Source organism: Clostridium oceanicum (assembly GCF_039521385.1).
Lineage (GTDB): Bacteria > Bacillota > Clostridia > Clostridiales > Clostridiaceae > Clostridium_F > Clostridium_F oceanicum.
In genome coordinates, this window is the sequence record NZ_BAAACG010000010.1 from 216,743 (window position 1) to 239,906 (window position 23,164).

Consider the following 23,164-nt stretch of genomic DNA (forward strand, 5'->3'; position numbering starts at 1 on the left):
ACCACTAAAATCATAGATTTAAAATGTCTACTTAACTGATTCACACCAAATCACAGATTTGGGTTCGCTACTTAAATACATTCTATGTTAAGGTTCAACATATATACAGCACTAGTTACAAGTAATACAGTAGAATTTAAATACATCCTATGTTAAGGTTCAACCATAGTGAAATAGCCATTCCTTATTTCTAAGAATACCACATAGCTACTGATTTTACAAGCTTTGTAAAAAATTTTTCCAACCGATTGTGGAATTTTAGATAATTGTTATGAGAACCTACTATAGACCTTACATTTCAGTAGCTACAATAGGTTTTAAAATTAAAAACGGTTGGAAAAATATCTATTAATATTTTATACTAATAAACTTTTCTACAATAATAAATACACTAGCTTTAGAATCCCTTCTAACTACTAGTGCATCATTTTTTTTATTTGATCTTTTTTATTTGTTCATTGGCATTTGGTTTTTAGAGTACATCTCATGTTAAGGTTCTAATTTATACTTTTAAATCTTAAAATATCCTTAGTAGCCAAAATACTTAAGGAAACTCTCTATCTTCTTATGAAACTCAAACTCATAACTTCGTTTGAGTAAGCGATTCACACCAAATTAAAAAATTTGGGTTCTCTGCTTAAATACATCTCATGTTAAGGTTCAACAAGGCATGTGCCTTATGTAGATTATACAATTGTATTATTTAAATACATCTCATGTTAAGGTTCAACAGTAACCCAATCTTGGAACTTTTCAGCATTTTCTTTAATTTAAATACATCTCATGTTAAGGTTCAACTTATATGACAGCTAAAAGAAGGTATACATTCTGTAAATTTAAATACATCTCATGTTAAGGTTCAACGAAAAAAATATAAGGTATGGTAAAATTTTTATTACATTTAAATACATCTCATGTTAAGGTTCAACAATGCTAAGGGGCAAGTTGTGGATCGTGCTAAAATGAATTTAAATACATCTCATGTTAAGGTTCAACAACCAACGGATTTAATAAATTTTGTTAAAATAAACAAATTTAAATACATCTCATGTTAAGGTTCAACACGGCATAGTTAATGGTATTTCGTTTTTCATGGAATTTAAATACATCTCATGTTAAGGTTCAACAGAAAAAGAGGTTAAAACATGAAAAATATAAATGTAAATTTAAATACATCTCATGTTAAGGTTCAACTTTAATTCTGCCTAAATTACTAACTTTATATAATCCTTATTTAAATACATCTCATGTTAAGGTTCAACAAGTTCTTCTGTTACAACTTCTCCAGCTGCATCAGCATTTAAATACATCTCATGTTAAGGTTCAACATCGATTTGGAGTAGAAAACTTAGGGACTCACACACATTTAAATACATCTCATGTTAAGGTTCAACCATAGTAAAATAGCCATTCTCTAAAATCAATAATAGCACATAAGTATTGATTTTACAAGGTTTCCCAAAAACTTTTCCAACCGATTGTAGAATTTCAAAAAATCGTTATAAGAACCTACTGTAGACCTTACATTTCAGTAACTACAATAGGTTTTAAAATTAAAAACGGTTGGAAAAATATCTATTAATATTTTATACTAATAAACTTTACTAAAAAATCAGTGCACTAGCTTTAGAATCTCTTCTTACTGCTAGTGCACTGATTTTATGTAAGGAAATTTTTCTTCTAATTCTTCTAAATTACTGAGAAACCCACAAGAGCTATTCCTATTATGCCAACAATCAATACGAAAAGGCCTGCTGAAAACAATAATTTTGTTTCCGCTTTTGAATTGTTTTTTGATTCCGTATACCCATGAATTATATTTAAGATTCCCAATGTAATTAAGGTAATATACACAGTAAACTTTTTATAAGGTGCTGCTATTGTAATTAATGCTGATATTAGAACCACTACTCTTAATACACTTATAAAAAATTTTAATTTTATTTTATTTTCCATTTTATTACCTACCTTTAATTTATAAGTACTAGTAAAATTAATAAGTAACATTTTATTTTAAATTAAATTAGCAAAGTTTTTATGTTTCCTAATAATGGAATCATAGTTCTTCTTAAGTCTATTTCTCTTCTAAACGGATGGATACCCAAAATGGTGCTATAAGATTTAGTATAATAGCCCATATAAACCAAACAACTAAAGTCCATCCTCCAAATATACTATCTGTATATTTTTGAAATATTGTAATTGGTAATAACATGCTTACCATTAATATTAAACGAGAAATATATCCCACAGAATATTTAGCTTTGCAATAATCACATTCAAATTTATATCCAGTAGATATAGTAACAGCTTTTAAAATAGTCTTCCATTTTAAATCACTAGAACATTTAACACATTTTTTAGAAAACAAACCTAACCCCTCCTTTAAATTTAATTTTCATAATAAAAAATAAAATAACTTATTTTTGTATGATTATAAAATAAGTTTAGAGCTTATACATCCCCCTCAATATCCATGATAAAAATTTCTATATAAATCCTAATTTACAATAATATAATTAAAGCTATTTCTATTAGATATGATTTTAACATACAGAACCAGAAAAACCAACCAATTTTGACAATTTAATTATTAATTTTACTTTTTATTCTAAAATATAAAGATGAAAATTTAACCTATAAATTAGTCTCTATTATATGCTATACTTTTTAATAATTGTATATAGTTATTTTGATTACTATTTTTGTCCTTACCATACTTATATAGATAGGTTTTTACTATAGCATCTAGGACATTTAAATTTAGCTTTCGCATTGGACTATTACCTTCTAAGAGGATCATGTTTTGTAGTGAAACTATTGTAACTCTAGTCTTTATATAGTCCGATTTTCATATAACTTAACAGAAGATTTATTAAATTATGGGGGAGAAATTATGATTAGCTTATTATTAATGAAACAAATCGCTATACTTTTTTTAATAATATTTATGGGATTTATATTAGTAAAAACAGGTTTATTAAAGGGAGAAGACAGCAAAAGTCTTTCCATTGTTACTCTTTATTTGGTATTGCCTTGCGTTATTATCAATGCTTTTCAGATTGAATACACAAAACGCATAAGAAATGGACTTATTCTCGCTTTTATAGCAGCAGTACTTATTCATATTACACTATTGATTTTGGTAAAATTTCTTGAAAAGATATTCCACTTAGACGAAGTTGAAAAAATGTCTATTATATATTCAAATGCTGGAAATCTTATCATCCCAATTGTAACTTCTATACTAGGAAAGGAATGGGTTATTTATTCTAGCGCTTTTATATCTGTACAATTAACTCTTTTGTGGACTCATGGAAGACTTGTACTTTGCAAAGATCAAAAATTAGATTTCAAAAAAATTCTTTTAAATATTAATATGATTGCTATTTTCTGTGGGATTTTGATTTTTGTCACAAGATTTCAAATGCCAAGTATTATCACAAATGCAATAGAATCTGTAAGTGTTATGATTGGTCCTATATCTATGATTATAGCAGGGATGCTCATTGGAAACATGAGTTTAAAAAAGATTTTCTCCTATAAGAGAATTTACATAGTTACTTTTCTTAAAATGATAGTATGTCCTCTTACAATTTTGGTTCTACTTAAATACACTGGAATGGCTAGTTTTCTGCCTATTGGAAAAACAGTCCTTCTTATCAGTTTTCTTGCAACAATGACGCCTTCTGCATCAGCAGTTACACAAATGGCTCAAATTTACGATAAAAATGGTGAATATGCCAGTGTTATAAATGTAGTTACAACTATTGTATGTATTGTAACAATGCCAATTATGGTTTGGCTATATCAGATGTAAAAGTACATCTCTTGTTAAAACTCTAATTTATGTTTTAAAATTTAAAGTATCCTTATTTATTAAGCTTACTTTATCTAAAAATATGGTTATTTATTAATCTTATCTTATATATAAAGATTTTCTTGATGATAATATTAAAAGAGTAAGCCTTAAATTAGACTTACTCTTTTATTATAAATAAATTTCTTAGCTTTAATTATAACCTACTATGTTTTCATAATGCATACTTATTTTAAGCCCTCTTATTGAATAACCTGAACGTTTCTTACCAGTTACTCTAATTATATCTTTTCCGTCTCCATTTAATGTAATATGATTATTAGGTCCAACTCCTGCTTTATTATTAGCTAAATTGGTTATATTAAAATCACCTTTTCCATTTATTTTTACATTAGCGTATGTCCAATTTCTTGCATCATTAACCTTAAAATCTGCATAAGAATTTTCATTTTCTAAAATTACTTTTGAACCTTCTTTTCTTACTCCTTCTCCTTTTAAGAAAGTAGTAGTATACACTTTCCCTTCATTATCAATCCAATCATCTATAAGTGATACATTTTCAATAGATAAATCTTCTTGTTTTATTTCTTTTGGAGTTACCTTAATTCTATTTTCACCTTTTACTAGTTCCATTTTATTTCCATCGTTATATTTATTATTCTGTAAATTTAATAATTTGTAATTAGATAAACCTTGTTGATTTGATGAATGCTCTAAATTTATAGTATAAGTTCCATCTTTAGGTGCATTTATTTTATATGTCACATATCTATTATGATCTACAAAAAACACACTCTGATCTGTTTTAATATTATTAGTGACATTGGTATCAACTATATCATTATTATTTAATGTCTTATCAAAATCAAATCTATCTTTAATAGGGGTAAGTTCCTTAACTTCTTCATTATTTACAGGAACAAATTCTATATTAGAAATAGAAAATTCTCCACCATTTGCATTTCCTATTTTTATATCATTCTTACCATTTTTTAATTTAACAACTGGTCCATCTACTACCTTATAAGGAGTATCATAATTTCCTAAAGTACCATCTGTAGTTTTGTTTACTGTTGTATCCTTAATTTTTTGACCAGCATTACTTAAACTTATTATTGAATTAGTTTTTGCAGCAACTTTATATCTAACCCTATATAATCCTTCCTTAGGTGAATTAAATTTATAAGTCATGTTAGCATCTTTAGTATTAGTTTTCATAGCATTTCCACCTAATAAAAACTCTCTTTGAGTTGTAAATGAATCTCTTGTTATATATTTTTGAGATGAAAATACAGATATCTTACCTTCTTTTAAATTATTCTCTGGTGTTAAATTTTCTGGTCTAAATCCAAATACTACACCGGATATTCCTTCTAATCCACGTAAATTACTTGATCCTAAAACATTTATAGATGATAACTTATGTCCTTCATACTTAACTATTTCTCCGTGCATCTTTCTATCACTTGTATAAGTAGGATGTCTATATCTTCCTGCGTCAAATGTTGAACCATCCTTAAAGAAAAATTTCATTGCATGTGGTGTTTCTCTACCAAATGTAGTAACGTTAACTCCTTCAATTGGATTTTCATTTGGATTTCGTACACGTAATGCTGCAGCTTCTCCACCACTTCCTCCTACACGTACGTATGGTTGATAGTTGCTTCCAACTCCTCTATTATATCCTGGAGTTATAGCATCTATACGAGTCCAATTCCATATATCTGCCGCTACAAATTCTCCTAAATAATCGCCTTCTGTATAGCCTCCTCTTGAAAAGTTAATGTTTTTAAAATTAGTAACATTTTGTTGAAATCCATAAATATCACTGTATATTTCTCTTGAAAGTTCCACATCTACATTTTTATTGTATTGATTTGAATCCATATATCCCCATAAGGCTACATAGTCTAAAACATATCTTTGCATAAAGTTTTCTAATTTAACCACATAGTTTTTTCTTCTAGCTGGTACCATCTGTCCTTTATTTAATACATAATCATGTGCAGTATTATCTTTATAAACAGTTAAGGCATCTTTTTCTCGCTTTTCAATTGCTTTTTTGTAGGTATTTTTACAGTGATTTGTATACTCTTTTATTTTATTATTTAGTTCCAATTTGTACTCATTAATTTCATCTTGTGTATGATTAGTTCTTTCTAGATTTAATACTACATCTCTAAGTAACATCAAATGTATATTTGCAGCTTGTACATATATAGGTAAAAATTCTACATCATAAACCTTGTTTTGTATATCTCCTATTTGAACTAACTCACTTGTAAACAATGAATCTAAAGAATCTAATTTGTTTTTCATAGTATCCGTTACATCTTTACCTTCATTAGCTGCTTCTATCCAATCTATATATTCTTGAGTAGCTTTTTTAAGCCCTGCTAATTTATTCTTTACTTGCTGAAATCTTGAGTCCGCAATTTTATTACCAACTATTTTTTCTACTTCAGCTCTTATTTTTTCCCATAAATAATTTTGGTTTGCATATGGCCAAAGCATATCCATTAAAGGTTGTCCTATTTTCCCGCCAAAGGTTCCTACGATTCCTGGTGCATTATTTAAGCCTAAACTCACTACTTTCTTTATTATTTCTTCTGTTTTTTCAATAGGCATAGTTCTTCCAAATAATACATTTTTAACTTCTTCTCTCTCTGCTGCTACGTTATTTTTAGTTAGTTGTTCCATTATTTCATCAACTTGTTCATTTAGAGAATGTTCAATGCTTGTAGGTATTTCAATAGCATGTACACTTGTTATACTTGAAAATGTAATCTGAGAAAATATTGATGCTACTAATAATAAACTTGCTACTTTTTTCTTGTTCATTTTATACTCCCCCCTGTTTTTTATATTCTCTAAACCCTATGAAAGCTAGTCTTATCATTTAGATTCTTATTAACGTAATATTAAGATTAGATTAGTATTATTGCCATTGTTTTTTAATTTCACTATGATAAATCCTATTTCCATAACAGTCTAAAGAATACATATTATCAACAAACTATATATATTAATTAAATATGATTCTATCATCGATTTAGCTTTTTTGGTCCAAAAACATCTTAAAACGTCATTTTAGCATCTTAAACGTTAAATTTTGTAATATTTTCATTGTTATTGATTGTTAATGCCAATTATGCTCTCCCTCTCTCCCAATTGTAAGTTTGTAAATAATTTAGATTTATATGATATACTTATTAATAATACATGTCATATAAAAATGAAAGAAAATGAAATTTATGATATAGTGGTAGAAAATATGGAATGCCAAGCAAATGGTCTTAAAGGTTAAATACATATTTTAGGGGAAATATTATGAAAATTAAAAACACCGTAAAACCTGTTGGTTTTTACGGTGTTTTTCACATTCCAATAAGTGACTCTCTACATAAAATCAAAAACTGAAATTCTCTTATGTGTCTAACCAACTTAACAACATTGCAATATAAGCCAGCAATTATCAAAGTTTCTCTTTTTTAAGTCTTCTTTCCTTATGTAAAAATATATAACTCCACAGTCATCAAACATTAATTCAAAAGTCTTTGTCATGATAGAACTTAACTGGAATAACAATTGCCATTGACTACAGTTTTTCTCTAATTGTTTTAGTTTTTTATCTGGTATCTGCTCTAATCCACTATAATGAATTCCATTTGCACCTTTTTCACATTCACGAAGCATACCTGCTTGTACAAGATCTGCATATCCTAATAATTTGCCATCAAGTTCTTCCTGCTCATAACCTTTTAATACCCTTATTTCATCATAGTAATCCCAATTATCATAATGATATAATTCTGTAAATTCCTCATAATCAGGCAAATCGTACTTTTTACTAAAATCAAGCTGTATCTCCGGCAATTTGAAATTTTCTTCCATATCATCAGGAAAATTAGTTCTATTAAGTTCTTTTACATCTCCATCAAAATAAAAAACTTTTGCGCTTCCTTTATCTTGTGGATAGCACCCCCATGTCAAAGATGAAAGTTCATAAAAGAAATAAAGAATCCCCTTTTTTGGGAGCAATCCATCTTCATCATATTCTTTCATTTCCTCACAATTTATCTGGGCTAAAAAGCTTAATGGACGACTTTTGATTTCACAATCTAAGCCTTCCCCCTTATAATAAAACCACTTAAAATCTTTAGGAACGTCTGGCTTTCCTCCAAATTTTGATGCTCCAATAGGCAAATCTTCTTTGCTATAGGTTTTAAGATTAACTTTTATAGCATTCTTCTTTATCTCATCAAATAAACTATTTAAATCCAAATTTAACTCCCCCTTATTGAAATCTGAAATCCTAGATTATATACAATTATTTAAGGCACACCTTGCTAGAATGCTAACATCATATATTCCGTTAAAGCAGCCTTGCTAGAAAATCTAACATTAATGTCATCACCTAAGGCACACCTTTCTAGAAATGCTAACATCATATAATTCCTTAAAGTAGCCTTGCTAAAAAATCTAACACTCATAGAATCCCTAGGACATACTTTTCTAGAAAAGCTAACATTAATATCATCACCTAAGTCACACCTTCTAGAAATGCTAACATCATATAATTCCTTAAAGTAGCCTTGCTAAAAAATCTAACTTTCATACAATCATTATACTACTATAGGGAACTTTTATATAATAACGTAATATTCATCATATAGTAAAAAATACTGAGAAAACAATAAGTTTTCTATAATAATAAATACACTAGCTTTAGAATTTTTTCTAAGGACTAGTGTATTTATTATCTATCATATATTGAAAAATAATTAAATTAGATACCAAAAATAAAGTTCAATATTACTTGGTTTTTGTGTGAATCCCATATCAATATTAGAGTAAATTAATAAAGATTTACCTCCAAATAAAGCCTATTTTTATTTTAATTTTATTCCAATTAAATATATTTTTTTAATATTAAATTTTAAAAATATGCAAAAATAAAATTTTATTAAATATAAGCTTATAAATATAACCAAATAATTGATTATATATAATATTTTAACTCTAAGTTATTGTACATATTTATTTAATTAACCCTATCCTATGTAGTTATACCAATATCTTCATGTATTATCTATAAAATTTTTTAGTTTTAAATCAAAAAATATAATTTTTTCGACCCCTTTAGACATACAAGATGTTTTTTTTATGCTACAATAGCCAAAAGAAAAATTGTGTTATATATGAGAAAATTTAATAAATTTTACTATTAAAGGAGAGATAGAAATGATTAAAAAATCAAATGAAAACTTAAACAAAAAAAGAGAAGCACAATTAAAAAAATTAAAAGAATTACGTACTAATAAAAAATCAGGAGATCAATTTTTAAGAATTTAATTTTATTGATTGACTTTTGTGTATACCCCTATATGTACGATTTATAAAATTGTATCGCTAAACAAAAGATATCACTAAAATTTACTACTACGAAAGGAGAGATTTAAATGATAAGAAAATCAAATGAAAATTTAAGTAAAAAAAGAGAAGCACAATTGAAAAAATTAAAAGAGTTACGTGATAATAAAAAATCTCTTGACTGCCTTTTAAGAACATAATCTAGTAATTAGTTCTAGTATAGTGCATTTATGGATTATTATATATATGAATAACTTATAAAACATAACAATAACTACAAACAAATAGTTCAGAATAATTTAAATAAACTAAATTTTCTTTATAACGCAATTTTTCTTTAAATTTAGTAATGATAATGCATTTATAAAAACAATATTAGCTACACTTATAAAACTACTAGTATTTGGAGGAGATCTCAAATGAATTCATTAGTTAAAAATAATTATAAAGACAAAGATCCTATTTCTACCATTTGTAAAATAAGAACTATTTTAAATGAAAATGGGATACTGCCTATAGAATCTAACTGGAATGATTCAGTAGATTCCTATCATTCTATTCATCTTACGGTGCCTGATACTAACATATGTTGTAATGGTAAAGGGATTAATCCTAAATTTGCTCTTGCTAGTGCTTATGGAGAATTTATGGAAAGATTTCAAAACCAAATGTTTTACAGACATATTGTTGGATTCTCAGAAGAAGTTACTGACTATAGAGATTTTTTCTTTGCTCCTGATGAAATATATTGCAGCATAGAAGATGTTTTAAAAGAAAATTATAAAGACCTTCCTATCTATATTCCTCCAGTATTTAAAAGCTTTCTTAACTATGACTTGGTAAAAAAATGGACTAACTTCAGTCCTGAAAAATTTTCTTCTAAGGTTTTATGTATTCCTTTTTACGATTCTCAGAAAAAATCCATTAATTATGTTCCTTTAGCTGCTTTAGAAATATATGGGTCTAACGGAATGTGCGGAGGAAATACTCCTGAAGAAGCTATGGTAGAAGGTATATGTGAAATATTTGAAAGATACTCTAAGATAAAAGTTTTAGATGGCGAAATTAATCCCCCTACTATAGATAGAGAATATATTAAAAAGTTTCCTAGACAATATAAAATGATTGAGGACTTTGAAAATTTTAGTGATTATGAAATTATAGTTAAGGATTGTTCTTTAAATAAGGATTTCCCTGTTATAGGAGTTATTGTAGTAAATAAAAAAGAACAAAAATATTTTTGGAGTTTTGGTTCCCATCCTACCTTTGAAATAGCTTTAGAAAGAACTTTAACTGAAATATTACAAGGTAAAAGCATATTCGAATTTGATAAATTAATGGACTATTCCTATAAAAAGGAAATAAATGATTCAAATAATACAATTCAAGCACTAAAAGATGGAAAAGCCTATTACCTCTCAAAGGTCTTTACTCCTTATGAAAGTTATCCTTTTTCTGAATTTAAAGATATAAAAGACAAAAGCAACAAAGGTATGCTAAATCACATATTAGATATTTTGAAAAAAGAAGGTTTTAATGTATTAGTAAGGGATGTATCAATTACAGGTTTTGATAGTTTTCATATAATCGTTCCTGGTATGTCTGAAATCCCAAATACTGAGTTAGAAATATATCTTGATCAACGTATAGAGGGTGTTAAAATAGCAAAACAAGTTCGTAACTTAAACTCTTTATCTTCTGAGGATCTTAAAAAAATCATAGCTTATATAAAAAAATATGAAGATTTTCAAGAAGACAATATTGTCAATTTAACATTGCTTCCGATGAAATATACATTCCCTTGGCATGATATAGATACTGAATTGTTTATTAGTTGTGCTTACTATAAAATTGGAGACTTAAAGAACTCTTTTAAATATATAGAAAGGTATGCTCATAAATTAAAATCATCAAAAGATCCTGATTTTAGCACATTATCTTGGTATAAATGTATTAGAGATTATATAGGAGCTTCTATAGATAAGTTAGAACCTATAAAAATAAAAGAATCCCTACAAATGTTTTATGATGAAAACCTTCTCCAAGATGTAGAAAAAACTTTAGAAAATCCACAAAACATTTTTGAAAACTACGGAAAGCTTAACTGCTTTGATTGTGCTAATTGTGAATTTAAAGAAAGTTGCTATTATAAAAATGTTGCAAATATACATATGAAATTCAAAGATTTATATTATGAAAATCAAATTGATCAATCTAGAAACAAAAAATATTTTTAGGATAGATTGTAAAAATTACAAACTGGAAAGTATAAAGACGGAGGAAAACAATGTGTGGAATAGCAGGATTAATTTCAAAGAATAAACTTAAAGAAAGTGAAAAAAGAAGTTTAAATAAAATTCAAGATGACTTATTAATGAGAGGTCCTGATGATGCTGGAAGCTTAGAAAATGAATCTGGAAATGTTATTTTAAAACATACAAGATTAGCTATTCAAGATTTAAGTTCTAAGGGTCATCAACCAATGTGTTATAAGAATTTAAGCATTACATTTAATGGAGAAATATATAATTTTAAAAGTATAAGAAAAAAATTAGAACAAAAGGGGTACTGTTTTAATTCTAATTGTGATACTGAAGTAATTTTAAAGGCTTATCACTTTTGGAAAGAAAAATGCTTAACTTTATTAGATGGGCAATTTGCTTTTGCTATATGGGATGAAGAAAAACAAGAATTATTTACTTGTAGAGATCCTTATGGAAAAAAGCCTTTTTATTATGCATTAACAAATGAAGGTTTTTGGTTTTCATCTTATCTGCCTTCTTTAGTTAAATATTCAAACATTCCAAGAAGCCTTGATAAGGAAGCTGTTTATTTTTATTATGCAATGAATATCATCCCAGCTCCATATACCCCTTTTAAAGAATTTAGAAAATTGGAGGCCGGTCATAGCCTTACTGTTAAATTGTCTAAGGATAAATCAAAAATTAGCACATATCAAAATAAATATTTCTCAATAAAGTTTAAAGAAGATAAATTAGATTTACCAGAAGAAACAATAATAGAAGAAATAAGAACTAAACTTAAAGATAGTGTATCTAAACGTTTAAAAAGTGATGTTAATACAGGGGTATGGTTATCTGGAGGCCTTGATTCATCTCTTATTGTAGCCATAGCTAAAGAGGAACTTAATGAAGAAATTTCTACTTTTTCTATTGGATTTGAAAAAGTTAAGGAAAATTTAGGTGATGAATATAAATATTCGGATTTTGTAGCAAATAACTATAACACAAGGCATCACAAGCTATTTATACCTACAAAAGAAGTAAAAGAAAATCTTTTGGATTGCTATGCTACATTAAATGAGCCTATTCACATATATGATATGATAGGACATTATTTTTTATCAAAGTATGCTCCTAAAAACTTAAAAGTTGCTTTTTCTGGTGTGGGAGCTGATGAAATATGGTTAGGATACCCTTGGGAGCAAAAAATAAAGGATTTTACTCTCCCCCCTCATGAAACTTTCTTATTCTTTTTAAAACAAAAAGAAGATTTAAGTGAGTATATAAATCCATCTTATATTAAAGAAAATACAGCAACTAAATTTATATATGATTATTTTGAAAAACAAGATAGTGAAGAAGTTAGTGAATTCGAAAAGGTTTTAGAGGGAGAAATTTCAATTTTTCTTGTAGAAGAATGTTTAAAGAAAACAGATAGTACAAGCTTAAGACATGGTGTTGAAATTCGCTCTCCATTTTTAGATTTGGATCTTATAGAATATAGTACAAATATTCCAGTAGATTTAAAATGCAAAAATGGAACTACAAAATATTTAATGAAAAAAATTGCTGAAAAATATTACCCTAAAGATTTTGTATATAGAGAAAAAGGATATTTCCCCGTTGCACCTATAAAATATTTAATACCTACAATAAAAGACTTTTGCAAAGAAATATTAGAAAATATTGATTCTGACATTTATAAAATGGACTTTATAAAAAAACTATTAAAAAAAGAAAACAATACTGAAAATGAAATTAAAATATTATGGTCTATAACTTGCTTTGAAATTTGGATAAAACAATTTGATTAAAAAACTTAAATATCTTTATGAAAGGAAAAATTTTAAATATGAATATATGCTTTGTAAATACTTTTTTAAGCTTATCTATGAAAACCCTTCCTATTGGCTTAGAAATTTTATCACATATTTTAAATGAAAAATCTAAACATAACTCAATGGTTATAGATTTTAACTACTTGAATCGTACATTATTCAAAGAAAATATCTATTCTGAAGAAAACTACAATACTATTGTTGAATATATATTAAAATCTGATACAGATGTAGTAAGCTTTTATACTTTATGTGATTCTTATCATATATCTTTAGTTGTAGCTAAGGAACTTAAAAAGAGAAAGCAATCTTTAAAAATTATATTTGCAGGACCTCATGCTAGTATGCTAGCAACTAGAACCTTGGAAGAATTTGATTTTATAGACTTAGTAGCCATTGGCGAAGGTGAATCTTACATAATAGATTTAATGGATGGAATAGAAAAAAAGGACTTAACTAAAGTACCAAGTATCTGTTATAGAGATTCTAGTGGATCTATCATGAAAAATAAAGAATGTGAATTAATTGAAAATCTAGATGATCTTCCAATTATACCTTACAAAGATGAAAAAAAGATAGCTGATATAGTTCCTTTTCAAATAGAAGTTGGAAGGGGCTGCCCTTTTAATTGCACTTATTGCTCAACAAAAACTTTTTGGAAGAGAAATTTTAGAATAAAATCAGTAGATAGAATTATAGAAGAAGTTAAATTTTATAGGGATAACTATAATAAAGATACCTTTGATTTTGTCCATGATTTATTTACTGCTAACAGACAATTTATAGAAGATTTCTGTGAAAAAGTCATAAAATCTGATTTGAAAATCACTTGGAAATGTAGTTCAAGAGCAGATGTCTTAGATGAAGATTTAATAGAATTAATGGCTAAAGCTGGATGCTATAGTATATATGTTGGCATAGAGACCGGTTCTCAAAGAATGCAATATGAGGTTAAAAAGAACTTAGATTTAATCAAAACAAGGGAAATAATAGACTTAATCAAGAAAAATGATATGGGCGTTTTAGCTTCTGTTATATATGGATTTCCAACAGAAACTGTTGATGATTTAAAACAAACTATTGAATTTATTAGATATATGATGGAAGAACAATTAGTAGATAACTGTACTTTGAACCTGTGTGCTATTGTTCCAGGAACTGAATTGTTCAATTCATACCACCACAAATTAGTTTTTGACGATGAAAAAAATTCTTACAGTTTAGGGGCAGTTAACGTTTCACGGCATAAAGAATTAATAAAAAAGTATCCTGAGTTTTTTTCAGAGTTTTATTCTTATGAAAACGAAGTTACTTTAACCTATCCTAAACTAGATATTTTTATGAATATATTATATCCAAGTATGCTATATTACCTGCCTGAAACCTTCTATTATATATTAGAAGAATACAATGATGATCTGCTAGAATTATATTTTAATACTCAAAACATAATACCTAGTATAGAAAATTTAATTAATGAACTGTTTTTAGAAAAAATAGAATTTATAACTTTAAGAATTAAAAGTATTCTCTTATTAGAAGATTTAATAAATATTATGCCAGACACTATTAAAAAATCCTATAAAAATGAAATTTCAAATTTAAATTAGAAAGAAAAGGAGATTGAATGGAAGAATTAATAACAGAAAGATTAATATTAAGACAGTGGAGAAAAAGTGATCTTAAGGATTTATATGAATATGCCAAAAGCGAATTAGTAGGTCCTAACGCTGGATGGCCAGCACATAAAAATGAAGAAGAAAGCAAAAAAGTCTTGGATATATACATCAAATTTAAAGATTTATACGCTATTGTTTTAAAATCAGAAAATAAAGTAATTGGTAATATAGGCTTTCATAAGAGTACCTTAGATGAAAATCCGTTAAATTTAAATCAAAGACAGCTAGGATTTAGTTTAAACTATAAATACTGGGGAAGAGAGATCATGCCAGAAGCTGTAAAATGTTTACTTGAGTATGGATTTACAAAATTAAATTTAGACTTGATTTGGTGTAACCATTATGATTTTAATAATAATTCAAAAAGAGTACTTCAAAAATGTGGATTTAAATACAACTTTACAAAAAAGATAAATTTAGACCTATTAGACAACAAAGAAGTCACTGCTTTATACTACTCTATTCTAAAATCTGAATATACAAATAATTAATATTGAAATTCCAAATTAGAGCCCTCAGTTTTATCTGAAGGCTCATTAAACCTTTATCTAGGTTTCACTGAAATTCTATATTTAAAATAAAAACATATAGACTACATTCTAAAAGCTAACAACTGAATTAGAAAATCTTTATTTATAAAAAATGTTGATTCTAAGTAACTTAGTAAAACCTCTATCTAGGCTTTACAAAAATCTTATAAAGTATTGAATCTGGATTACAAGCTTCAAAACTTAGCACTACAAAGAGCCAAAGAGTAGCGAATAAGCATATTACAATAAACACTATAGCTAATATAAAACTTATAGCATTTTCCTTGTTCTTTCTAAAAATCTTTATGTTTTGTATTGCCCCAATAAATGAAAATATAATTACACCTATAAAAGCTATATTGCTTAATACATAAGCATCTTCATGTGAAAATGGCAAAGACATATAAAACTTTTGAAATAAAAATACTGCCAATAGTATAAATGCAATTCCCATAGGACAAATTAGTAATTTCTTCTTCATGTAAAAACTCCTTAGTATTTTCAGTGTTGCTTTTAATTAAGACGATTATTTTTATTGAGATTTTTTATATAATTCTAATTTTCTTCTTTCTTCCATTCTAAATAGGTATCCCTTATCTGCCAATACCCTACACTAAGAAAGACTATTGTTACCAAAATACATTCTAATACGTTTTTACGTTTAAACCAGAAAAGTCCTAATGCAAAAACACCTATAGGTATAAACCATAATGTTCTAATAAATTTTCTCCTATTACTTAACCTCCAATACAAAATTTCAAAACCTTTATCTACTTTCTTCATAAGTTTGTCCCCCTAATTTATAAAATTCTATATTAAATTTATCCTTAGTCAATTGCTACATTTTCCTTAGGATAAATCTTTTCGCTAGTTATAAGTGACAGTAAATACAGCGCTACAGCACTTGGAAATATGATTCCTATTCCAAATTTATAATATAGATAATATGAAAGTATTGCTAAAACTATAGAACTTACACATCTAAATACATAATCTGAAGCTTTTTTATGGATACTTTTTTTACTTATAAAATGCAAAATCATTGAAAAAATCCCTAGAAAAATAATTGATATTATCTTTTCAAGACCTTTATAAACACTGCTTTCTCTAGAGAGGAAAAGTAAATTTCCAATTGCTAAGCTTAAAATTGTTAAAGTTATAAATTTAAAAAGCAAACTTATTCCTTTAACATAACCAAGAAAATATATATTTAAAATAATAAAAAGTAACATATATAAAGCAATATTAATTAAGACATCTATATTGCTAGCAATTACTCTTTTATAAAAATTTTCTTCTCTGTAAGTGTTGTCATTAACCCTGTTATATAGCTTGTTTATAATGCAGTTACAAGAAAACATTGTCATAATAAATGAAAATCCTATAGTCATACATATACTTACTTCTCCAAACTTGCCCCTAACTCCACTTATATAAAAATTCATTGTTATAATTATTAGTAACATTAAATTTTTAGGACTAAAGGAAGAATATCCTTCTGATTTATCCACTTTTAAATATCTTTTTAGTATAGCTAACATATACTCCTCCAGTAAAATTAAACTTTTCCTAATTATAGCATATATTCTTCATATTTTTACAATAAAATAATTTAAATGGTATAGTTGGTATTTTATATTTTATTAGTGGTCATAAAATAAGGAAAGCATACCTCTTTTACTAGGTATGCTTCCCTTATGAAATATAGATTAGATACTAATTTAATCTATCAATTTATTTAATATTTCACCTTTTACTTCTTCTGGTATCCATTTTATAACTACAAAATTACCTTTGGATATTTCATTTATCTTGTTAATCCACTTAACTTCATTACTTGCTTTAACTTTTAAAATGCTGTTATTAGTATCAGCTGCATAAAAACTTGAATTAATAACCCACCATTTACTGTTTATACCGGCTCTTTTTAAATCTTTTTCTAATCTATCTGCTTCATGCACTGGAGTAGCTTCTGCTAAGGATACAATAATTACTTCTGTTTCTTTTTCATCTCTTAACTTTGGTAATAGTTTTTTAACTGATTCTGGCACGTTACCCTGTGAGCGTTCAATTTCCTTATGATAACTTTGTGTGGAATCCAAAAGTAATAATGTATGTCCTGTAGGCGCAGTGTCAATTACAACAATTTCATTTTCTGATTTTTCTACTATTTCAGCAAAAGCTCTAAATATAGCTATTTCTTGAGTACAAGGGGATCTTAAATCTTCTTCTATATAAGCAATATCATCTTCACTCATTGTTCCTATAGCTTTACTTAATACATCCTTTTTATATTTTTCTAGTTCTTCTTTTTCATCAATGCTGCTTAAAGTTATATTATTTTCTTCTTCTAATACATATTTCAAATGAGCTGCTGGATCTGTAGTTGTTAAATGTACCTTTTTACCTTTTTTAGATAAACCTTTAGCAATTGCAGAGGCAACTGTTGTTTTACCAACTCCACCTTTACCCATTGTAAATATTACTTTTTTACCGCTTTTATATAAATCTTCTATTACATCATTTAGTTTTTTCATATTCTCTATTTCTAAAGTTTCATTGTTATATTTTATATTACTATTTTTTAAAAAGGCTCTTATATTCTCTATCCCTGTTATATTATAAGGTCTTAGAGGAATTTTAAACTTATTAATATGTTGAAATGTCTTTGGCATATCCTTTAATGCACTTTGTTGTTTTTCATATATTGCTTTAGAAAGCTTATCATCATAGGACTCAAATACACCATTTATAACTAGAACCTGATTTTTCACACCAATATCTTCTAACTCTAAGGATGCTCTTTGGGCTTCTTTTAGTGGTGATGATTCTGGGCGTGATACTAAAACAAGAGTTGTCTTTTCTCTATCAGATAGATTTGTAACTGCATTTTTATAAATTTCTTTTTTATCTTCAAGTCCTGATAGTTGTCCTAAACAGGATGCACCATGAGTGCTTTCATCAATAAAATTGCTCCATGCTGAAGGTAATTGTAACATTCTTAATGTATGACCTGTAGGTGCGGTATCAAATATAATATGATCATACTCTATAGACACTTTTTCATCTGTTATCAAATTTGAAAACTCGTTAAATGCTGCAATTTCAACAGTACATGAGCCAGACAATTGTTCTTCCATATTTTTTAGAGCTTCTTCTGGTAATTTCCCTCGATAAGGACCTATAACACTTTCTCTATATTCATATGCAGCTTCTTCTGGATCAAAGTTTGCAACAACTAAATTAGGGACTTCTTTAATAGCAACACCTTTGTTATTTAACTCTGTATTAAAAACATCTTGAAGGTTTGAAGCTGGATCTGTACTTACAAGCATAATTTTTTTGCCTCTGTCTGCTAATGCTACTGCTGTAGCGCAGGCTGTTGAAGTTTTACCAACTCCACCTTTTCCAGTAAAAAACAAATATTTTGTTAGCTCTATTTCTGATGGATCAAAATTTTTAAAATTCATAAAGATCACTCCTCCCTAATATTAGCACTTTCCATTTCCACAATCGCATCCTTTAAAATTCTTTTTTACGCCACTTTCTATAGATTTTTGTGATACTTCTAAGAAAGTACAAAACTCTTCATTTGTTGGATATTCTTTTCTTTTCACAACTACATTATCTACTATTGTAACTGGCAATTCCCCTACGCCATCTTTATTTATTATTTCATTTATTTCTTTATTATGGACAAACATATGGGGAGCACTAGATAAATTATATCTTTCAACTAATATACCATTACTTTTTAAGTTATTTATTACTGTAGAAACTCTGAATAATTCTTTATCTATAACTGGTCCACAAACTCCTGTTGAACAACACATTGCTGGCTCAAATATTATCATTTTTTTCATAAGTATACACTCCCTAATTTAAATTTATTTTAGTTTTCTTTAAAGTAATTTATTATTATTAATTTTAGTATATTACCATATTCAAATATACTCATATGATAGCATTGGTTTTTAATACTGTCAACATAAATTAGAAAGGTATTAGTTTTTATATAAGTAAACTACTAAGCTCAAACATCTTTGCTATTTCATCTATTCCTTTGTTTTTATATTTGCTTAAAGTTTTCTCACTTATGGAGCATTTTAAGGCGGTTTTATTCCAGGTGGATTTTTCTAAAAATAGCTCTTTTATAACAGCTTTAAGCTTTTGATCTAGCCTATTTATGCAGTAGTTTAACCTTGTGATTTCAAGTTCTGTAGCTTTTATCATTTTATAGATTTCTTCTTTATTTTCTTTGTTAATTCTCTTTAAAGATTCACTATATACTAAAGCTATTTTAGAAGTTTTGTCTTGTACTTTGTTTTCCTGAATTTTAATATTAAATTCATCATTTTTTCTAGAAGAAAAATTAAGTGACTCTATAAATTCATCCTGTGTAATATCTTTAAAGCTTTCATACTCAAATTTTAGCTGGTCTATGTCTTTTAAAATCTCCTTATAATTTTTTAAAAGATACTCCACATACTCCCTAGTTTTCACCTTATCATCTCCATAAATATAATTTAAAAATGCTCTTAATCTAACACTTGCCTATTAATAAAATTTAAAATTCTGTTAATCCAAAGGCTTATTGATACAATTAAAATCATGTTAATCTAACAAAGGATTATTAAACTCCCCTCTTAGATAATAAAAATATCAATCGTTTTTTTAATTTTACTGACATTGCCTAGAAAAATTAATTAATTTTAACCTTTAAATAGATTTAAAATGAAATTTTAGATAGATATTTTGTAAAATGGCAAGCTTTAACTCTAAAAATAATTTTTCTACTTAGAAATTTGCCGTTGGTTCACTTAGGTTTTTTAGTTCACTCTATGAAATCTTTTCATTTCAAGGGCTACACCCTATTTTGTGAACAAGAACAAGAATTTCCCCTATATACCCATAAACCTATCACATGGATAATTCATGTACTTATATCTCTATATACCCTATATTTTAAAAACCTATATAGATTTTTAGTTCTTTAGTTCACTTATAGTCCTAAACCATTGATTTCATAGGATTTATACCCTGAACTAAAAGGTGAACCAAAGGGTGAACAAGAAATCTAGTTCACTTTTTCAAAAATTCTTCTTCTTCCATAAATTCCTCCGCTAACTAATTTTTCCGATGGCTTAAAGGTTTTTATTCTTCTAAGCATCTTAGTAATTTCGTAGGAATATCTTCTTTGAAGGTCTGCTTTATTCTTTCCAAAGGCTTCACACCAAATTTCAATCACCGACACACTTGTACGCTCATTTTTGCCCTTTGGTATAATGCTATCTTCATTATTGTATTCATCTATATATTCACGTCTCTCATAGAGATTCATTTTCTTCCAATTATCCGGCAACAACATTTCGAGGTAAGCTTCCACAATTCCCTGCCTATCATCTACCTCTAAAGCATTATTTTGCATATCATTAGCATAGCTTTCCAAACTATCTTTAAGCTGCAGTTTTTCACCTTTTTTATATCTATATAGTGCCTCCGCCCAAATCTGTTCTATCTCATATTCACTTATCTCCCAAGGCTTTTTCTCTCCTCCATAAACTCTCACAGGCCAAAACCTTCTGTTACCAGTTGTATCTCTTAAATAGCCTCTTTCATTAGTTGTCCCTATAAAAATGCACTGCCTTAAATGAGGAGTTGCCCTTCTTCCAAAGCTTGCCCTGTATATATCATTTTGACTGGATAAGAAACTTTTAAGCTCGTTTTCTTCTGCTTTTTTCATCCCTGCAAGCTCACCTATTTCAAGAATCCAATAGCCCTGTAATTTTTCCGCTGCTGTTTTATCCTTTGTATCAGATAATCTTAAAGAATCGTTAAACCATTCCCCAGCAAGTTTTTGTACCAAGGTGCTTTTACCTATTCCAGGATCTCCACTTAAGACAAGCATCCAATCGAATTTGACTCCAGGATGATATACTCTAGCCACAGCTGCTATCAATGTTTTACTGGTTACATTTCGAACATACTCACTATCTTCTGCTCCTAAATAATCTATAAGCAAAAAATCAAGCCGCTCTATTTTGTCCCACTTTGGCAAATCATCTAAATACTCCCTTATAGGATGATAGGAACGATCATCAGCAACCTTTGTAACTCCTATATCATAATTTCTAGTTGAAAAATTCCCGTAATTTAAATCTACATAACTTATAAGCTGGGCATCATCTGCATCACGCCACCATTTTCCTGGATGCTTCCAAGGGACCTCCCCCTTTATCTCCATGCCATCACTTAGCTGATTAAACACAATATTCTTAAGCTTTGGATCATTTTTTAGTATAATTATTAGATTTCTCAGGGTATTTTTTATGTCTCCCTTTTTATTAACATCTAAGGTTTCTCTCCAATTTTCATTGCTAAAATCTTCTTGCGCTTTTTCAAGTTTTTCAGATACTATTTTGTTTTTCACCTTTGAATCCTTTGTAGCAAAATCAATCATAGCCTTATAGGATGGAAGTTTTACAATTGGAGTATCCTTTTCTGAATCTTTATCTAAATATTTAAATTTGTGATACCTTACTAAATCAAAAGCATTTGAAAGCCTTCCTCCTGCTGGATCTGTGCTGTGATGAGAATAGGCAAAATCTCCATTTTTATAAATAACAAGTCCTCCATAGGTAGATCCTTTTTTATAGGTGTATCTAGTTGGAATGGAGGGATTTATATTATTGGTAGCTTCAGTTATATGATTATTAGTAGTTTCAGTTATATGGTCAGGTGGATTAGGTGGATTAGGCGAATTAGGTAGATTAGGTGGACAAGCTTCTCTTTTATCTTTTTCTTTTACGTGGCTAGTTTGCCAATCATCTATATTAATATTTCTTATATAATCATCACAGGGTTCATAGACATCACTTAAAAACTTTTCTATAGCATCTACCACAGAATAAGTTCTACAAAATGCTCCTACTACCCCCTTTTTCTCTCTTGGATTTTGCTGCCTATCTTTTAATTTTTCTATTTTATTTATTGTTCTTGAAGATTTAGGCCAAGTCATAGAATTTCTCCAATTATGGTATCTATCTAAGATTTCATCTGGATCTAACCAAGGTGAATCCATATATTTAAAAACAAACTTGCCATTTTTAGATGTGGAAGGAAAATACATTAATCTTGAAGCTTCATAGGTTGTATCATCAAAGTAATCTATCCCAATATCTTCAGCAACTTTTCTTCCCACTGCCTCATATTCTTCAGAAGATACAGGCCTTTTTAAGGGAATTACCAATCTAAATCTTGGTTTATTTTTGCTGTTTTTATGAGTTGTATAAATTAAACATGAAAAATCAAACAGCATCTCAATAGTATCCCAAAGGCCTTCTTCTCCAAAATCCACATCTAATGTAAGTAGGGATCTTTCTAAAACTGAATCTCTTTTTCTTTCTCCATTTTTTAATTTTCCGCCTACAAATCCCCCAACATCTTTAATATCATCTTGCTGTGATTTTGGAAGTTTTTTATATTCTTCATAGCTTTCATTGGTTCTTTTAGTTTTTGATACCTTTAATAAAAAATCTGACCACAGCATACTTTTGTTTTTCCATTGAGTTTCCTTTCTGCTTTTCCCTGTGGCTATAGTAATTTTGCCATCATATTTTAGTCTATATTTTTTATTTGCCATATAAATCACCTACTTACATATAAGTTTTCTGGCTGTATA

Annotated in this window: 17 protein-coding genes and 1 CRISPR repeat array; of the genes, 5 read left to right on the top strand and 12 right to left on the bottom strand. The window is 27.8% G+C overall.

The genetic code is table 11. The features are described 5' to 3' along the window. The first annotated feature begins 635 nt into the window (after nucleotides 1-635). A CRISPR array of direct repeats spans nucleotides 636-1,394; the repeat unit is 30 nt; unit sequence ATTTAAATACATCTCATGTTAAGGTTCAAC. A 295-nt stretch (nucleotides 1,395-1,689) separates the two neighbouring features. Beyond that, a complete protein-coding gene (locus ABDZ71_RS11425; RefSeq protein WP_343761717.1) occupies nucleotides 1,690-1,956 on the bottom strand; it encodes a hypothetical protein in 267 nt (88 codons plus the stop codon). A gap of 118 nt (nucleotides 1,957-2,074) precedes the next feature. Next, nucleotides 2,075-2,371, bottom strand: a complete 297-nt coding sequence (locus ABDZ71_RS11430; RefSeq protein WP_343761718.1) for a TIGR04104 family putative zinc finger protein — start codon at nucleotides 2,369-2,371, stop codon at nucleotides 2,075-2,077. A 525-nt stretch (nucleotides 2,372-2,896) separates the two neighbouring features. Here ABDZ71_RS11430 and ABDZ71_RS11435 point away from each other — a divergent pair. Then, nucleotides 2,897-3,820, top strand: coding sequence for an AEC family transporter (locus ABDZ71_RS11435; RefSeq protein WP_343761719.1), 924 nt, complete (start codon nucleotides 2,897-2,899; stop codon nucleotides 3,818-3,820). A gap of 192 nt (nucleotides 3,821-4,012) precedes the next feature. Here ABDZ71_RS11435 and ABDZ71_RS11440 read toward each other — a convergent pair whose 3' ends face one another. From ABDZ71_RS11440 to ABDZ71_RS11450, 3 genes are all read right to left on the bottom strand, one after another. After that, on the bottom strand, nucleotides 4,013-6,661 hold the full coding sequence (locus tag ABDZ71_RS11440; protein ID WP_343761720.1) for an insecticidal delta-endotoxin Cry8Ea1 family protein: 2,649 nt from the start codon (nucleotides 6,659-6,661) through the stop codon (nucleotides 4,013-4,015). A 603-nt stretch (nucleotides 6,662-7,264) separates the two neighbouring features. Further along, nucleotides 7,265-8,104: a YwqG family protein gene (locus ABDZ71_RS11445; protein ID WP_343761721.1), complete on the bottom strand. Its 840-nt coding sequence runs from the start codon at nucleotides 8,102-8,104 to the stop codon at nucleotides 7,265-7,267. A 65-nt stretch (nucleotides 8,105-8,169) separates the two neighbouring features. Continuing rightward, nucleotides 8,170-8,313: a hypothetical protein gene (locus tag ABDZ71_RS11450; protein WP_343761722.1), complete on the bottom strand. Its 144-nt coding sequence runs from the start codon at nucleotides 8,311-8,313 to the stop codon at nucleotides 8,170-8,172. Nucleotides 8,314-9,612: 1,299 nt separating this feature from the next. Between ABDZ71_RS11450 and ABDZ71_RS11455 the strand changes: the two genes are divergently transcribed. From ABDZ71_RS11455 to ABDZ71_RS11470, 4 genes are read left to right on the top strand one after another with little or no spacing between them, the layout of a single operon-like run. Further along, the gene (locus ABDZ71_RS11455) at nucleotides 9,613-11,430 is read left to right on the top strand and encodes a YcaO-like family protein (RefSeq protein WP_343761723.1); all 1,818 of its coding nucleotides are present in this window, start codon (nucleotides 9,613-9,615) and stop codon (nucleotides 11,428-11,430) included. Between the two features lie 50 nt (nucleotides 11,431-11,480). After that, nucleotides 11,481-13,250 (top strand): asparagine synthase (glutamine-hydrolyzing), encoded by a 1,770-nt coding sequence (gene asnB, locus ABDZ71_RS11460; protein WP_343761725.1) that lies wholly within the window; start codon nucleotides 11,481-11,483, stop codon nucleotides 13,248-13,250. Between the two features lie 38 nt (nucleotides 13,251-13,288). Continuing rightward, entirely contained in the window at nucleotides 13,289-14,884 is a 1,596-nt protein-coding gene (locus tag ABDZ71_RS11465) for a B12-binding domain-containing radical SAM protein (protein ID WP_343761726.1), read from the top strand. Between the two features lie 17 nt (nucleotides 14,885-14,901). Further along, nucleotides 14,902-15,444 carry a GNAT family N-acetyltransferase gene (locus ABDZ71_RS11470; RefSeq protein ID WP_343761727.1) on the top strand — a complete coding sequence of 181 codons (543 nt, stop codon included), beginning with the start codon at nucleotides 14,902-14,904 and terminating at the stop codon, nucleotides 15,442-15,444. Between the two features lie 181 nt (nucleotides 15,445-15,625). On the opposite strand, the gene ABDZ71_RS11475 is transcribed toward ABDZ71_RS11470, so the two are convergent. From ABDZ71_RS11475 to ABDZ71_RS11505, 7 genes are all read right to left on the bottom strand, one after another. Beyond that, entirely contained in the window at nucleotides 15,626-15,964 is a 339-nt protein-coding gene (locus ABDZ71_RS11475) for a hypothetical protein (RefSeq protein ID WP_343761728.1), read from the bottom strand. A 74-nt stretch (nucleotides 15,965-16,038) separates the two neighbouring features. Beyond that, nucleotides 16,039-16,266 carry a hypothetical protein gene (locus ABDZ71_RS11480; protein WP_343761730.1) on the bottom strand — a complete coding sequence of 76 codons (228 nt, stop codon included), beginning with the start codon at nucleotides 16,264-16,266 and terminating at the stop codon, nucleotides 16,039-16,041. Between the two features lie 44 nt (nucleotides 16,267-16,310). Then, the gene (locus tag ABDZ71_RS11485) at nucleotides 16,311-17,024 is read right to left on the bottom strand and encodes a hypothetical protein (RefSeq protein ID WP_343761731.1); all 714 of its coding nucleotides are present in this window, start codon (nucleotides 17,022-17,024) and stop codon (nucleotides 16,311-16,313) included. A 180-nt stretch (nucleotides 17,025-17,204) separates the two neighbouring features. Further along, entirely contained in the window at nucleotides 17,205-18,953 is a 1,749-nt protein-coding gene (gene arsA / locus ABDZ71_RS11490) for an arsenical pump-driving ATPase (protein ID WP_343761732.1), read from the bottom strand. Nucleotides 18,954-18,974: 21 nt separating this feature from the next. After that, nucleotides 18,975-19,346, bottom strand: a complete 372-nt coding sequence (gene arsD, locus ABDZ71_RS11495) for an arsenite efflux transporter metallochaperone ArsD (RefSeq protein ID WP_343761733.1) — start codon at nucleotides 19,344-19,346, stop codon at nucleotides 18,975-18,977. A 148-nt stretch (nucleotides 19,347-19,494) separates the two neighbouring features. Further along, complete coding sequence (locus ABDZ71_RS11500) at nucleotides 19,495-19,986, bottom strand: hypothetical protein (RefSeq protein ID WP_343761734.1); 492 nt, start codon at nucleotides 19,984-19,986, stop codon at nucleotides 19,495-19,497. Nucleotides 19,987-20,560: 574 nt separating this feature from the next. Beyond that, nucleotides 20,561-23,125 (bottom strand): virulence-associated E family protein, encoded by a 2,565-nt coding sequence (locus tag ABDZ71_RS11505; protein ID WP_343761736.1) that lies wholly within the window; start codon nucleotides 23,123-23,125, stop codon nucleotides 20,561-20,563. Nucleotides 23,126-23,164: the final 39 nt, after the last annotated feature.

What these genes read in the sequence shown, in the direction of transcription:
- ABDZ71_RS11425 (WP_343761717.1), bottom strand. Translation starts at nt 1,956, where the DNA reads ATGGAAAATAAAATAAAATTAAAATTTTTTATAAGTGTATTAAGAGTA.
- ABDZ71_RS11435 (WP_343761719.1), top strand. Translation starts at nt 2,897, where the DNA reads ATGATTAGCTTATTATTAATGAAACAAATCGCTATACTTTTTTTAATA.
- ABDZ71_RS11440 (WP_343761720.1), bottom strand. Translation starts at nt 6,661, where the DNA reads ATGAACAAGAAAAAAGTAGCAAGTTTATTATTAGTAGCATCAATATTT.
- ABDZ71_RS11450 (WP_343761722.1), bottom strand. Translation starts at nt 8,313, where the DNA reads ATGAGTGTTAGATTTTTTAGCAAGGCTACTTTAAGGAATTATATGATG.
- ABDZ71_RS11455 (WP_343761723.1), top strand. Translation starts at nt 9,613, where the DNA reads ATGAATTCATTAGTTAAAAATAATTATAAAGACAAAGATCCTATTTCT.
- asnB (WP_343761725.1), top strand. Translation starts at nt 11,481, where the DNA reads ATGTGTGGAATAGCAGGATTAATTTCAAAGAATAAACTTAAAGAAAGT.
- ABDZ71_RS11465 (WP_343761726.1), top strand. Translation starts at nt 13,289, where the DNA reads ATGAATATATGCTTTGTAAATACTTTTTTAAGCTTATCTATGAAAACC.
- ABDZ71_RS11470 (WP_343761727.1), top strand. Translation starts at nt 14,902, where the DNA reads ATGGAAGAATTAATAACAGAAAGATTAATATTAAGACAGTGGAGAAAA.
- ABDZ71_RS11475 (WP_343761728.1), bottom strand. Translation starts at nt 15,964, where the DNA reads ATGAAGAAGAAATTACTAATTTGTCCTATGGGAATTGCATTTATACTA.
- ABDZ71_RS11480 (WP_343761730.1), bottom strand. Translation starts at nt 16,266, where the DNA reads ATGAAGAAAGTAGATAAAGGTTTTGAAATTTTGTATTGGAGGTTAAGT.
- ABDZ71_RS11485 (WP_343761731.1), bottom strand. Translation starts at nt 17,024, where the DNA reads ATGTTAGCTATACTAAAAAGATATTTAAAAGTGGATAAATCAGAAGGA.
- arsA (WP_343761732.1), bottom strand. Translation starts at nt 18,953, where the DNA reads ATGAATTTTAAAAATTTTGATCCATCAGAAATAGAGCTAACAAAATAT.
- arsD (WP_343761733.1), bottom strand. Translation starts at nt 19,346, where the DNA reads ATGAAAAAAATGATAATATTTGAGCCAGCAATGTGTTGTTCAACAGGA.
- ABDZ71_RS11505 (WP_343761736.1), bottom strand. Translation starts at nt 23,125, where the DNA reads ATGGCAAATAAAAAATATAGACTAAAATATGATGGCAAAATTACTATA.